The organism is Gemmatimonas sp., assembly GCF_021298855.1.
GTDB lineage: Bacteria > Gemmatimonadota > Gemmatimonadetes > Gemmatimonadales > Gemmatimonadaceae > Gemmatimonas.
Window position 1 is genome coordinate 1 of the sequence record NZ_JAJTHI010000012.1, and the last position, 13,477, is coordinate 13,477.

Below are 13,477 nucleotides of genomic sequence, written 5' to 3' on the forward strand. Positions count from 1 at the left end.
CGCGACAAGGACCGCGCATTCGTTCTGACGCTGCTCGTCGAGGAGTTCCTGTCGAGCACCATCCTCGTTGAGCGTGTGTGGCGCCTGCCAGTGGCGCAGGCGGAGCGGGAGCGCATGGCGCGCTGGGTGCACCTGAGTGTGCAGGAACTCTGACCGTCTGCGAGCGTGGGCATCTTCAAACGACGAACGCGCCGCGATCCGGAGATCGCGGCGCGTTAGAGGTGTGAAGTGGAGCGTATCGGGATCGAACCGATGACCCCCTGCTTGCAAAGCAGGTGCTCTCCCAGCTGAGCTAACGCCCCGGAACAGATCTGTATTGTATCGGCGCCCGACGCCCGAGTACAGGGGGCGCCACCCTGCGGGGTGAGGGACTCCCCGACGGCGCCGCGGGCCGCGCCGGTACACCCTCAACGGGTCCATCATCCTCAGGAGCGTGCATGCGACTCGACGGCAAGGTCACGATCATCACCGGTGCAGCCTCAGGAATAGGGCGCGCCACGGCAGAACTGTTCGCGCGCGAAGGCGCGCTGGTGGTGGCGGGCGATGTGCACGCCGCCCGTCTCAGCGATCTGGCGGCCGTCCTCGAAGCGGTCGGGCGCCCTGTCCACACCGTCGTGGGCGATATCGGGGAGCGCCCTGATGCGGAGGCCCTCGTGCGCGCCGCGCTCGACCGTCACGGCCGCGTGGCTGTACTGGTGAACAACGCCGGCATCATGGACTACATGGCTGGCGTGGGCGAACTTACCGACGACGTCTGGCGCCGGGTGATGCGGGTGAACGTGGACGGGCCCATGTACACCAGCCGGCTGGCCGTGCCGGCCATGCTGACCCAGGGACGCGGCGTGATCATCAACGTGGCCAGCATCGCGTCGCTGAGTGGCGGAGCGGCCGGGGCCGCCTACACCACCTCCAAGCACGCCCTGCTTGGCCTCACGCGCAGCACGGCATGGATGTACGCCCAGCGCGGCATCCGGTGCAACGTGATCTGCCCGGGGGCCACGAAGACGAACATTGCCGAAAGCATGCCCGCCGACCGGCTCGACCCGGTGGGCGCCGCGCGTGCCGGACAGTTCGCCACGCTCATCCCGGCGTGGCTCGAGTCGAGCGACATTGCCGAACTGGCGCTCTTTCTGGCAAGCGATGCCGCGCGCTTCATCAACGGCGCCGTAGTGACTGCCGACGGTGGATGGATGGCCGCGTGACCCCCTCGCTCGCCGGCTGGTTCGACGACTTCTCGCGCGCCGACGTGGCCGCGGTGGGTGGCAAGAACGCCTCGCTGGGTGAAATGCGACGACACCTCATGTCGCTCGGCATTGCGGTACCCGACGGGTTCGCGCTCACGACGGCGGCCTACCGGCTGTTCATCCAGCACAACGGTCTTGCCGCAGGTATTGCGCACGAAATGCAACGCCTGCGCGATGGCGCCCCGCTCAGTGAGGTCGGAGCCGCCATTCGCGGTGCCATGCTGGCGGCGCCGCTCCCCGACGCGATCGTCACCGAGGTGCGGGCGCGCTATGCGCAGCTCGCCACACGCGCAGGCCACCCTGCCCCGCCGGTCGCCGTGCGCAGCTCGGCCACGGCGGAAGACCTGCCCGACGCCAGCTTTGCCGGGCAGCAGGAATCTTTTCTGAACGTGGTGGGGGAGGCATCACTCCTGGCAACCATTCCGCGATGCTTCGCCTCGCTCTACACCGACCGTGCGATTGCCTATCGCGCGCACCATGGCATTGCGCCCGATGGACTGGCCCTGTCGGTGGGCGTGCAGCAGATGGTCCGCAGCGATGTGGGCGCATCGGGGGTGGCGTTCACCCTTGATACGGAATCGGGGTTCCGCTCCCTGGTCATCCTCACGGGTGCCTGGGGACTTGGGGAGAACGTGGTGAAGGGCGTGGTGAATCCCGATGAATGGCGTGTCTTCAAGCCGCTGCTGGATGATCCGGCGCTCTCCCCCATTCTCGATGCCACCACGGGGCTGAAACAGCTGAAGATGGTGTTGGCGACCGACGGGACACCGGTCAACGTGGACACCACGGCGGCCGAGCGTACCACGCGCTGCCTGTCCGACCAGGAGGTGCTGCAGATCGCCCGCTGGTGCACCCGCATTGAGGCGCACTACGGCTGCCCGATGGATGTGGAGTGGGCCAAGGACGGTCTCGACGGCGCGCTGTACATCGTGCAGGCCCGCCCGGAGACGGTACGCTCCCGTGAGCAGACCTCCAACGTCAGTACGTTCACGCTCGAAGGGACCGGACCGGTGCTGGTGACTGGCGTTGCCGTGGGCAGCCGCATTGCCAGTGGGCGCGCGATCGTGCTGAGCGGGATGCACGAAGCCCACCGCTTCGAGGATGGGGCGGTGCTCGTGGCCAGGCAGACGGACCCCGACTGGGTGCCGGTCATGAAGCGCGCCTCCGCCATCGTGACCGACAGTGGCGGTCGCACCAGTCACGCCGCCATTGTGAGCCGGGAGTTGGGCATCGCGGCCATCGTGGGGGCGACCGGCGCAACGGCCGTGCTGAACGACCGCACGGTCACGGTGAGCTGTGCGGAAGGGCAAACGGGGACGGTGTACGAGGGCGCGCTGGCGTACCGGGAGGACACGCTTGACCTGGAGGCCATGCCCCGGACGCGTACGGCCATCATGCTGAACGTGGCCGATCCGGCCATGGCGATGCGCTGGTGGCGCCTGCCGGTGCGCGGCATTGGTCTGGCGCGCATCGAGTTCGTGATCGAGCACATGGCCAAGGCGCATCCCATGGCGCTGCTCCACCCGGAACAGCTCTCCAACGACGAGCGGGCGCAGCTCCTGGCACTCACGCAGGGGCACGACTCGCCGGCCGCGTTCTTCGTGGACCGCATGGCGGCGGGCATTGGGCAGATCGCCGCGTCGCAGTGGCCGGAGCAAGTGATCGTGCGCTTCAGCGACTTCAAGACGAACGAGTATGCCGGACTGCTTGGTGGTCGCGCGTTCGAGCCACACGAGGAGAACCCCATGATCGGGTTTCGTGGTGCCTCCCGCTACTACGACGATCGCTACCGCGAAGGCTTCGGCCTGGAGTGCCGCGCCATCCGGCGCGTGCGCGAAACGATGGGACTGCGCAACGTGGTCGTCATGATTCCTTTCTGCCGTACGCTGGAAGAAGCCGACAAGGTCCTGGCGGAGATGCAGCGGCACGGGCTCGTGCGGGGCGAGGCTGGGCTCGAGGTGTACGTGATGGCGGAGATCCCCAGCAATGTGCTGCTGGCGCGGGAGTTTGGCGCACGCTTCGACGGCTTTTCCATTGGCAGCAACGACCTCACGCAACTCACCCTGGGCGTGGACCGCGACAATGCCCTGCTGGCGTCACTTTTTGACGAGCGCAACCCGGCCGTATTGCGCTCCATAGAGCGGCTCATAGCGGATGCTCATGCGGTAGGGTGCAAGGTGGGCATCTGCGGGCAGGCGCCAAGCGACTACCCGGAGTTCGCCGAGTTTCTGGTGCGCGCGGGCATCGATTCCATTTCCCTCAATCCCGACAGCGTCGTGCCCGTGCTGCAGCGGGTGGCCGCGCTGGAGGCGAACACCGCGACCTGACCATGCCCGACAGGCGAAAGCGGGCGGCATTCCGTGGGAATGCCGCCCGCTCTCGTGTCCCTTGCCAACGCCCCTTACTCGTGCGCGGGCAGCGGCTCCATGGTCTTCGCATCCACCGGCACCTGCACCTCGTCCTTGAACGGCGTGGTCATCATGAACACGCGCATGACGGGGAAGGCATCCATGAAGCTGAAGTAGCTGAATGCCCAGAGGCCGAGGAAGCCGACGGTCGTGCCGATCTCCTGGAGGCCGAACGGCAGGCTGGTGGCCTCACCGTAGATGCTCGGGTAGATCTCGATGTAGCGGTGCAGATACACGCCGATGAGGCTGCACACGGCGAAGAGCACGAACGTGGGCAGATACATCTTGGCGGCCTTCGAGATGAGCCCGAAGAACGGCAGCACGAAGCCGAAGATGGGGATGAGCTGGGTGACCGGCTTCCACACGCCGGAGAGCCGCAGGCGATAGAAGTGGGTTTCTTCCGGCATGTTGCCGTACCAGATGACCAGGTACTGCGAGAAGCTGATGTAGCCCACGAACGCCGTGAAGGCGAAGCAGAGCTTACCCAGGTCCCACAGGTGGTCCATGGTGGCAATGTCCTTCATGTCCAGATGATTGCGCCACCACATGGTGAGGAGCGACAACAGCATCACCATGTTGACCCAGCCGGTCATGAACACGATCCACGCGTACATGGTCTGCTGGAAGTGCAGCGAGATGGTCATGGAGTAGTCCCACGCCATGAAGCACCAGCCGATCACGAACGCCATGGGCACCGCCACGCCCAGCTTGCCCATGAGCGAGTGCTGCGTGTGCAGCTCCCGGCGCTCGTCGCCGCTCCAGCCAGCGCGCATCTTCGCGCGGAGCCCCGCCGCCCACTTGGCGCCGTATTCGGGGAGCACGGCCACATCCATCTTGACCGAGTTCCAGACGAACAGGCCCTGCAGCACCGTGATGGCGCCGAAGAAGAAGAGGCCGCGGATGAGGAACCAGCTGTTGTTCAGGTATGCGGCCTTCTCTTCCGTTGGGGCCGCCTCACGGCCACGGAACGTGAAGATGTGGTCGCCGCTGAAGAACAGGATGGCGATGAGGATGACGAAGGCGATGGGCACGAAGGCATAGAAGCCCTCGGCGAACCGCACGATGGGGCGCGACCACCGCGCGGTGACGATGCGCTGCACGGCGGCGAACGCGACGCCGGCGGTGGAGATGGTGGCGAAATACGTCCAGTTGTACTGGAGCGCCTGCCACGCGCGGTCGGGGTTGGTGAAGAGCCCCATGACGAAGACGCCGATGCCGACCAGTGCGGCGATGAGCGCTGCCGTCTTGAGGCCGCCCGGAACCGACTTGGCGGAGAGGCGTCGCGCGAATTCCTCGCGCGACGGGTAGTGATAGTGCTGGCTCACTCGTGCTTCTCCTTGCCCTCACCAGCGGCCGACGGCGGGCCGAGGTGCAGCTTGCGCATGGTGTCGTTCTCGTTGTTGCCCTTGAAGGTGGCCGAGTTGATGTTCGGCGACCCCACGGTGGGCTGCTGCGTGGGCTTGGCGAACGGAGCCGGGCGGGTGGGCGCCGTGAGCGACGGCCCCGGCACGGTGGTGCCGTTCTGTCCCGGGTAGCCGTGGAGCGTGGTATCCGCTCCGCCCTTCTGCAAGGCGCGCACGTAGTTCACGACGTCCCAGCGGTCGTTTTCTTCGATGCGGTTGTAGTTGGGCATGATGCCGCGCCCGTTGCGCAGCATGCCGTAGATGTAGCCGTCGGAGCGTCCCCGGGCCGACTCGGTGAGCAAGCTCGGGCTCCACCCGTAGGCGGGATTCACCTTCTTCAGCCCGCCGTTCCCGTCGCCGGCCGCCCCGTGACACACGGCGCAGTTGATCTGGTAGTTCTTCTTGCCGTTCTCGAGCGACGCTTCGGACACCGGCGTCGGGTTCGGAATGGGCGTGAAGCTGTCGATCACCTGCTGCAGCGGCTGGTAGCCGATCTGCCAGGCGGCGACCCGCGTGCCCTGCACCGGCACCGAGTACTGCGGCTGCCCGCGCGGCGGCGTGAGCGAGTCGGCCTCATTCTGGGAGAAGGGCTCCCACGGCTCGATGCGCGGCTGGTTCTTGAAGTCGGTGAACCATGAGCAGGCCCCGAACGACACGGGGAGCACGATGGCCACGGAGGCGCGAAGCGCCCGCGACACGACTGACGGCATCTGGTTGGAAGGCTCAGGCTTCACGGCGCACCTCCTCGGCCCCGGCATGACGCAGGAGCTCTTCGGCCTGCGTCGCCTTCGCCGCGTCACACGCGATGAAGACACCGAAGTGGCCGGAGGAGAAGCGGTCATCGTAGCCGACCGTGGTGGTCAGGCGAGGGACACGCGAGTTGATGAACATGCCGGCGACGGTGGACAGGGCGCCCACGAGCACCATGACTTCGAAGCCGATGATGGTGTACGGGATCCACGAGGCGATGGCCTTGCCACCCGTGATGAGCGGCCAGTAGTTGCTCGACCAGATCGCGATCCAGTAGCCGAAGCTCACGCCGAGGAGACCGCCGATGAGCGTGAAGCGACGCACCACGCTGTTCGGCCCGGCGATGGCATCATCCAGCTCATGGCGGATGGTGGGCGAGTACACGGTGACATCGCCCAGCTTCTTCTTCTTGAGCTCCTCGATCGCCGTGACGGTCGTATCGAGGTGATGGAATACCCCAAGCACGCCCTGCATCAGTGATGCCCTCCGTGGCCATGCGCGTTCTTGAAGCGCGGCGTCACGATTTCCTTGAGTTCCATGATGGCCATCACGGGCATCTGCTTCACGAAGAGCAGGAACCACATGAAGAACCAGCCGAACGAGCCGACAAGGAAGGCCATGTCGATCCAGCTGGGGGTGTAGCCACCCCACTGCCAGGGCTCGAATTCGTGGGAGAGCGACGGCACCACGATGACGAAGCGCTCAAACCACATGCCGAGGTTGATGAACAGCGACAGGATGAACAGCCAGGCCGGGTTGCGACGGAGTTTCTGCGACCAGAGCGACATGGGCAGCGCCATGTTGCACAGGAGCATGATCCACGCGGCCCACCACCACTGCCCGAAGACACGGTTCCAGAAGAACTCCTGCTCCGGACGCACGCTGCTGTACCAGGCGATGAAGAACTCGATGAGGTACGCGCACCCGACCACCATGGAGGTGAAGAGCACGACCTTGGCGGTCGCGTCGAGGTGGTTGAGCGTGATGTAGTGTTCGAGCTTGAACCACTTGCGCATGGGGATGGCGATCGTCCACACCATGGCGAAGCCGGAGAAGATGGCACCGGCGACGAAGTACGGCGGGAAGATGGACGCGTGCCAGCCCGGCGTGAGCGCCATGGCGAAGTCGAAGCTAACGACCGAGTGCACCGAGAGCACGAGCGGCGTCGAGAAGGCGGCGAGGAACAGATACGCCTTCGCGAAGTGGCGCCACTCCCGGTCGCTGTTGCGCCAGCCGAGCGAGAGGATGCTGTAGATCCGCTTGCGCGTCGGGTTGGTCTCCTTGTCGCGGAGCACCGCGAAGTCGGGGATCAAGCCGATGAAGAGGAACGTGGTCGAGATGGTGAGGTACGTCGAGATGGCGAAGACGTCCCACACGAGCGGCGACTTGAAGTTCGGGAACAGCAGGCGCCAGTTCGGATACGGAATGAGCCAGAAGAACTTCCACGGGCGCCCGATGTGAATGATCGGGAAGAGCCCGGCCGTCATGACCGCGAACACCGTCATCGCTTCGGCGGCGCGATAGATCGAGGTGCGGAAGCCGGCGCGGAAGAGATACAGGATGGCCGAGATGAGCGTCCCGGCGTGACCGATACCGACCCAGAAAACGAACGTGATGATGTAGTTGCCCCACATCACCGGCGGTTCGTAGCCGGCCTGCCCAAGCCCCCAGTAGATCTGGTAGATCCACGCGGAGGCGCCGCAGAGCATGGCCAGGACGGCGAGCGCCAGGCCGATGAACCACTTCTTGGTGAACCCCAGTGTCGCGATGATATCGCGATCGACCTGTTCGTAATCACGGACTGCGGGGAGCTGGACGTCGGCCGAAGCAATGTTCGGCCCACGAATGCCCTCTCGCACCGGATGTGCGACGGATGCCATTATCGCGCTCCTCAGGCCTTCGCCGGTGCGGCCGGCGCCGGATAGTTGACCTTCTTGAGATAGACCACGGCGGTGTACGTGTTCAGTTCCTCGAACACGTGGTAGGCACGACGGTCGTAGGCGAGCTTCGAAACGGTCCAGTTCTCGTCGGCCGCGTCACCGAAGATGATGGCGCGCGACGGGCAGGCCTGCGCGCAGGCCGTGGTGAATTCATCGCCATTCACCTCGCGCCCTTCCGCCTTGGCGCGGTGCTCGGCCTCACGGATACGCTGCACGCAGAACGTGCACTTCTCCATGACCCCCTTGCCACGCACGGTGACGTCGGGGTTGAGCGACCAGTGCATGGGCTCCGGCCAGGCGTACTGGCGACGCTCCGGCTCGCCGTAGCCGAACCAGTTGAAGTAGCGGACCTTGTACGGGCAGTTGTTGCTGCAGTAGCGCGTGCCGACGCAGCGGTTGTACACCTGCACGTTGAGGCCGTCCGGCGAGTGATACGTGGCGTACACGGGGCACACCGGCTCGCACGGCGCGTTGCCGCAGTGCTGGCACATCATGGGCACGAAGCGCGTGTCGAAATCCGGAGAGAACTCGTTCTCCGTGTTGTCGTTACCTTCGTAGTAGCGCTCGAGGCGGATCCACGCCATCTCGCGCCCCTTGATGATGTTGGCGCCCGGACGCTCGTCCCAGTTGGTGGGGCTGAGCGCGCGGCCCTGATAGGGCGCGCCGACCGTGGGGATGTTGTTCTCGCTGTAGCAGGCCGTGACGCACGCCGAGCACCCCGTGCAGCGGGCGAGGTCGATGGTCATCGCCCAGCGGCGCTTCTCCATCTTGCTCGAGTGCTGCGGGTCGTACATGCCCTTGGCACCCGCCTCGGGATTGGCGAACTCACCCTGCGCATCGGCGGCCACCGGTGCCTTGAGTCCCGTCTTGAAGTCGTGCGACGGCAGACCAGGGATCTCGTGGTGGTGCTTCTCGACCTCCTGTTCCGTGCCGAGCAGCACCCCGACCGGCAGCGCCTGCCCGATGCCGCGGCCATGCTGGCGCGCGGAGCCCTCGGTGGTGACGAGCGGCGAGTTGTCGGTGTTCACGGTGACCTTGCCCTTGATGTTGCCGAGGGCGAGGCCGCCGGCGGCATCCCAGCCGGCCGGAATGAGGTCGTAGGCGTTCACGCCGATGTTCTGCGCGAAGCGACCGTAGGCGGTGTGTCCCTGCCCGAGCGCAATGGCCACGGTGTCGGGGCGCACGCCCATGTAGATGTACGCCGGGGCCGTGACCTTGCCGGCGGACGTTTCGATGGTGAGGTGCGTGCCTTCCTTGATGCCGAGCTTCTTGGCCGTGGACGGATGCACTTCGACCCACGACTGCCAGGCAATCTTGGAGACGGGATCGGGGAGCTCCTGCAGCCACGGCTTGTTCGCACCGGCGCCATCACCCAGCGTGGGCGACGGGAACACGTGCACGAAGAAGTCCCCATTGCCCGCCGCCGCCGGCATGGCGGTGGCCGACAGCGTGCGACCGGTCGTGGGCACGAGCGGGCCGCTGCTCACCTGCGCCTTGGTGAGCGCGGATGTGAACGCCGACCCGCCACCCGGGAACTTGCTGATGTACCAGGCACGGTAGTCGGCCACGTTGTAGCGCGCGGCGAGCGCCTGATCCTTCTTGGCCAGTTCGATGAGCACGTCAGCGGTGCTGCGCGTGTCGAACACCGGCTCGAGCGTGGGCTGCTGCAGGCCGAGCTGCCCATTCGCTCCCGCCGCATCGCCCCAGCTCTCGAGCCAGTGGTTGTCGGGGAGGATGAGGTCGGCGAGCTGCGCCGTTTCGTCGGGCATGGCCGAGAAGGAGACCTTGAAGCCGACCTTGGCAAAGGCCGCCGCAAAGCCCGCCGACTTGGGCATGGTGTGCGCCGGGTTGGCGCCGCGCACGAAGGCCAGTGGCACCGTGCCGGCGTCCATGTTGCGCACCGCCGCCGCCAGATCGGCATACGAGGCGAGCCCCGCGTAGCCGGCATGCGCACTGGCCGGCTTGATGGTCGTACCGACCGCGCCCGCCTTCTTGTTGATGTCGGCCACCATGGTGGCGCACTCGACCGCGTCGCTCCCCGTGACGCCACAGATGGCCATGACCCCGTTGCCGGCATCGGCGATGGCCTTGGCCAGCGCTTCGATGGTCGCGACCGACACGCCGGACGCTTCCGACGCGGCCTGCGCGGTGCCCGCCCCCGTGAGCGCAGCGCAGAGCGCCATTTCGCTGCCGGGCTTGGCCGGAATCCACTGGTCGGCGTTGAGGCCGGTCAGCGACCGGCGGGCGCCCACGTACACGAGGCGCGGCGCGTCGGTGAGCTTGGCGCGCGCATCGGCCCAGTCGAGCTGCTGCGGCACACTGTGTCCCCACCCATCGAGGAAGTCGGCGCCAAAGGAGACCACCAGCTTGGCCGCGCTGAAGTCGAGCTGCGGCCATGCCGCGCCGTACGCCTTCTGATTGGCGGCGATGGTGGCCACCGGTGCGGTGCTGTCCACGCTCAGGTGCGCCGGCATGCCGTTCGCCGACAGCCACTGATCGAGGAAACCCGGGAAGGTGCCCGACTCGTGCTGGTTGATGAACACGACGTTGCCCGCCTGCCCCTTCGACTTGACCTCCCCCAGCTTCTGGGCGAGCAGCTCGAAGGCCTTGTCCCACGTGGTGGGCTTGAGGGCGTTGCCCTCGCGCACCATGGGCGACCGGTAGCGATCGGGGTTGTACAGCCCCTGCACCGCCGACAGACCGGTGGCGCAGATGGCGCCCCGGTTCATGGGATGCTCGGGGTTGCCCTCGAGCTTGATGGGACGGCCGTCGCGAACTTCGGCCAGGACACCGCACGCAGCCGCACACTCACGGCACGTCGTCGCATAGTACTGCGACACGCCCGGCACGGTGTTGTCCGGCGAGGCGACGTACGGAATGAGCTTGCCCACCTTCTCGGAGGAGCAGCCCACCACCGCCGTCGTGGCGCTCGTGGCGCCCAGGATCTTGAGGAACTCGCGGCGCTTGACGCCGGTCCCCGCTTCTGTGCTCATCGTGGTCGAGGGTCGATGATCAGTAGTGGCAGACGGCGCAATCGTAGCGCGCCTTCTTCGCGGGCATCGCTTCCAGCTCCGGCGTGACCTTCTGGCCAGCCAGTCGCGCACCCTCGGCAGGCTTGTAGCCCTGCACGTGGCAATTGATGCACCAGCCCATGTTGAGCGAGTTCACCTGCTGCACGGGCACGTAATTGGTGTCCGGCCCCTGCGCCCCCTGATTCTGGATCTGCCCGTGGCAGGTCTGACAGGTGACACCGGCATTCACGTGGCGCATGTGCGGGAACTGGACGTAGTCCGGCACCTTGTGCACACGGTTCCACGGGATCGGCTGCCCCTTCTGGTAGTACGCCGCGATCTTCTTGATCTCGGCCGACTGGGGCTTCACCAACGTGTGGCAGCCCATGCAGGTCGCAACCGACGCGTTCCCCGGATCAGGCGCCTTGTTGGCGGCGCTATGGCAATACAGGCAGTTCATGCCCGCCTTCTGCACGTGCGGTGCATGGACGAACTTGACGGGCTGCTCGACGATCTTGCCCTGCGACGACGACGCGCCGCTGTACGCCGAGAGCAGCGTAGCTGCCGCGGCGAGCGCAAGGAACCCGGGGATCACCGTCCACTTCTTCTTGACCGTCATCTCGTGTGCCGGTAGAGAATGCCGTTAGGCGTTGGTGATGGTCGACACACGACACGCACGACACGGATCGTCCCCCTGCCGCGGTGCAGGGCGCACGTCCGGTCATGCCATCCGAGGACTACGCGGTCCTAACGGTTCGGTCCGGAAGGAATGAACCGTCGTCAACCGTGTAAGTCGGTGTCACCAAATTTTTTGCAAGCGCGAAGTATGACCGGGGCCGTATTTGTACGCAAGTGCGCGACGCGCCTTCACGCGCGCCCTTGCAGTACTACTTGTTGCTGCCTGCCGATCACCTGCTCGCCCGGAGGATAACGGTCGAGACCGCAATCGGTTCCCGTGAAATTCTCAATGTGTTTGCAGGCAACCATTCAATGTGTGGGTGACCCGCCAATGCCCCCACCGTGGGCAAAGGGACCGCCCTCGCCATTGGGCACCGGGAGTACCGCCACGTCGGCCGGCAGCAGTTCCACCAGGGCCTGCGATTGCTGGCTGAGTCGCAGCGGCCACCAGGAGCTCCAGGCCAGCCGCGCCGCACCGATCGTGCGCACGAGATGGGCGAAATGCTCCTCCGGAGGCCCCCAGATCCAGTGCCAGTCGTACCACACGCGCGCCTGCTCCTCCGGCGTGAGCCCCCAGTGCACCTCCTCGATCAGCTCCCGGCTGGCACCAGCCACCACGAGATGCGCCCGGGACCCGGCGGCCCGCGCAATCGGCCGGACGTGGGCCGCCGAGAGATCACCGGCGCCGTCGAGGTGATGGCGCTGCCGGAGGTCCTCGAACCGTACCGTGAGGTGCAGGGCCACCCCGGCCTCGCCGCACGCCAGCGCCAGCTCTGTCATGGCCGGATGGCCGGGCCCGAACCCCCACTGCATGGGATAGGCCCGCACCGCCGGCGCGCCTTCATTCACGGCGGCGCGCAGCATCTCCTCCCAACGGGGCCAGTCGGGGCGCACGATGGGCGCCGGGTGCAGCAGCGCCCGGTACGGCGCCAGCGCCGCGTACAATGCGCGATTGCTGGGCACCGGGTCCCGGTGGAACGCGCCCGGCAGGTGCCCCACCCACGCCCCGCTGAACCCCTCCCGGTCGAGCACCCGCACCAGCACCTCGGGATCGGGGTGCGGCAGATCGCGGAACGGATACGCGCCGATCCACGCCGTGACGTCGATGCGCCCCGGAGTCGGCTCCTGCGGGGCGGTCATGCGGCCTCCGGTGCCGTCACGGCCAGCGGGCGTGCGAGGGCGGCGTCGAAGGTGCCCGGCGGGAAGATGCGCACCGCGTTGCGCCACCGCATGTCGGCGATCTCCTCGGCCGATGCCCCGGTGTGCGCCAGCGCCCGCAGCTTGGTGAGCCCGGTGCACAGGGTCAGGTCGCACGCCCACAGCAGCCGCTGCGCGCCCACCCACCGCAACGCCTCGTCGATCATGCCACGGTCGATGCCACTCCCCGACAGATCCATGACGATGTTGGGGAGTTCGAGGACGGCCGGATTGGTGTGGGCCCAATCACCGCCGCCACCGATGTGCGCCAGCAGGAAGATGGTACGCGGGTGTCGTGCGGCGAGCTGCGCGAGTTCCACGCCGTCGCTCGCTTCCTGATTGGGCCATTCGCGGCGCCGATGCTGCCAGATGTGCTGCAGCACCGGCACGCCGTGCTGCGCGGCCGCCGCGGCGATGTCGTCGAGCCGCGCGAAGTCGGTGGTGCGACGCCCCGCGGCGAGCTTGATGCCCACCGCGCCGCGCGCCATGCCGCGCGCGATCTCGGCCAACGCATGCGCCGTGAAGTTGGGGTTGACCGCCACGAACGCCCTGACGCGCGGCGCCTCCCGCTCCGCCAGGTCGAACATGAAGTCGTTGGCACGCGTCTGATCGTCGGGCGACGAGAAATACGTGGGCGACGTGTGTCCCCACGAGCCGAGGATGGACGCCACGTGGCACCGGACGCCGATGCGCTCCCCCATGTCGAGCCGCGACGCGTTGTAGCGGGCCCAGTCGGCGCGGTTGGTCCACGGCGTGTGAAAGTGCGCGTGCGGATCGATGAGCGGGTCGGACCCGCCGAGTGGCAGCGTGGCAGACATGGTCGGAGGCGTGGGGATGATCGACGGG

At 66.8% G+C, this 13,477-nt stretch carries 10 protein-coding genes and 1 tRNA gene; 2 read left to right on the top strand and 9 right to left on the bottom strand.

Translation table 11 applies throughout. The features are described 5' to 3' along the window. Positions 1–229 precede the first annotated feature (229 nt). Positions 230–302 (bottom strand) — tRNA-Ala (locus tag LW840_RS05670). A 135-nt stretch (positions 303–437) separates the two neighbouring features. On the opposite strand from LW840_RS05670, the gene LW840_RS05675 reads away from it, so the two are divergent. Continuing rightward, a complete protein-coding gene (locus LW840_RS05675) occupies positions 438–1,202 on the top strand; it encodes an SDR family oxidoreductase (protein WP_291276582.1) in 765 nt (254 codons plus the stop codon). Then, complete coding sequence (gene ppsA, locus LW840_RS05680) at positions 1,199–3,571, top strand: phosphoenolpyruvate synthase (RefSeq protein ID WP_291276583.1); 2,373 nt, start codon at positions 1,199–1,201, stop codon at positions 3,569–3,571. Before LW840_RS05675 ends, ppsA begins: the two co-directional genes overlap by 4 nt. Positions 3,572–3,645: 74 nt before the next feature. On the opposite strand, the gene LW840_RS05685 is transcribed toward ppsA, so the two are convergent. The 8 genes from LW840_RS05685 to LW840_RS05720 form a co-directional block, all read right to left on the bottom strand. Then, entirely contained in the window at positions 3,646–4,977 is a 1,332-nt protein-coding gene (locus LW840_RS05685; RefSeq protein ID WP_291262100.1) for a hypothetical protein, read from the bottom strand. Beyond that, positions 4,974–5,789, bottom strand: coding sequence for a cytochrome c (locus tag LW840_RS05690; protein ID WP_291276584.1), 816 nt, complete (start codon positions 5,787–5,789; stop codon positions 4,974–4,976). Before LW840_RS05690 ends, LW840_RS05685 begins: the two co-directional genes overlap by 4 nt. Then, positions 5,779–6,279, bottom strand: a complete 501-nt coding sequence (locus tag LW840_RS05695; RefSeq protein WP_291262098.1) for a DUF3341 domain-containing protein — start codon at positions 6,277–6,279, stop codon at positions 5,779–5,781. Before LW840_RS05695 ends, LW840_RS05690 begins: the two co-directional genes overlap by 11 nt. Further along, the gene (gene nrfD, locus LW840_RS05700) at positions 6,279–7,685 is read right to left on the bottom strand and encodes an NrfD/PsrC family molybdoenzyme membrane anchor subunit (RefSeq protein WP_291262097.1); all 1,407 of its coding nucleotides are present in this window, start codon (positions 7,683–7,685) and stop codon (positions 6,279–6,281) included. Before nrfD ends, LW840_RS05695 begins: the two co-directional genes overlap by 1 nt. Before the next feature lie 11 nt (positions 7,686–7,696). Continuing rightward, positions 7,697–10,738 (bottom strand): molybdopterin-dependent oxidoreductase, encoded by a 3,042-nt coding sequence (locus LW840_RS05705; protein ID WP_291276585.1) that lies wholly within the window; start codon positions 10,736–10,738, stop codon positions 7,697–7,699. A 19-nt stretch (positions 10,739–10,757) separates the two neighbouring features. Further along, entirely contained in the window at positions 10,758–11,375 is a 618-nt protein-coding gene (locus LW840_RS05710; protein ID WP_291262095.1) for a cytochrome c3 family protein, read from the bottom strand. Positions 11,376–11,743: 368 nt separating this feature from the next. Continuing rightward, a complete protein-coding gene (locus tag LW840_RS05715) occupies positions 11,744–12,574 on the bottom strand; it encodes a hypothetical protein (protein ID WP_291268187.1) in 831 nt (276 codons plus the stop codon). Continuing rightward, entirely contained in the window at positions 12,571–13,449 is an 879-nt protein-coding gene (locus LW840_RS05720) for an amidohydrolase family protein (RefSeq protein ID WP_291262093.1), read from the bottom strand. Before LW840_RS05720 ends, LW840_RS05715 begins: the two co-directional genes overlap by 4 nt. Positions 13,450–13,477: the final 28 nt, after the last annotated feature.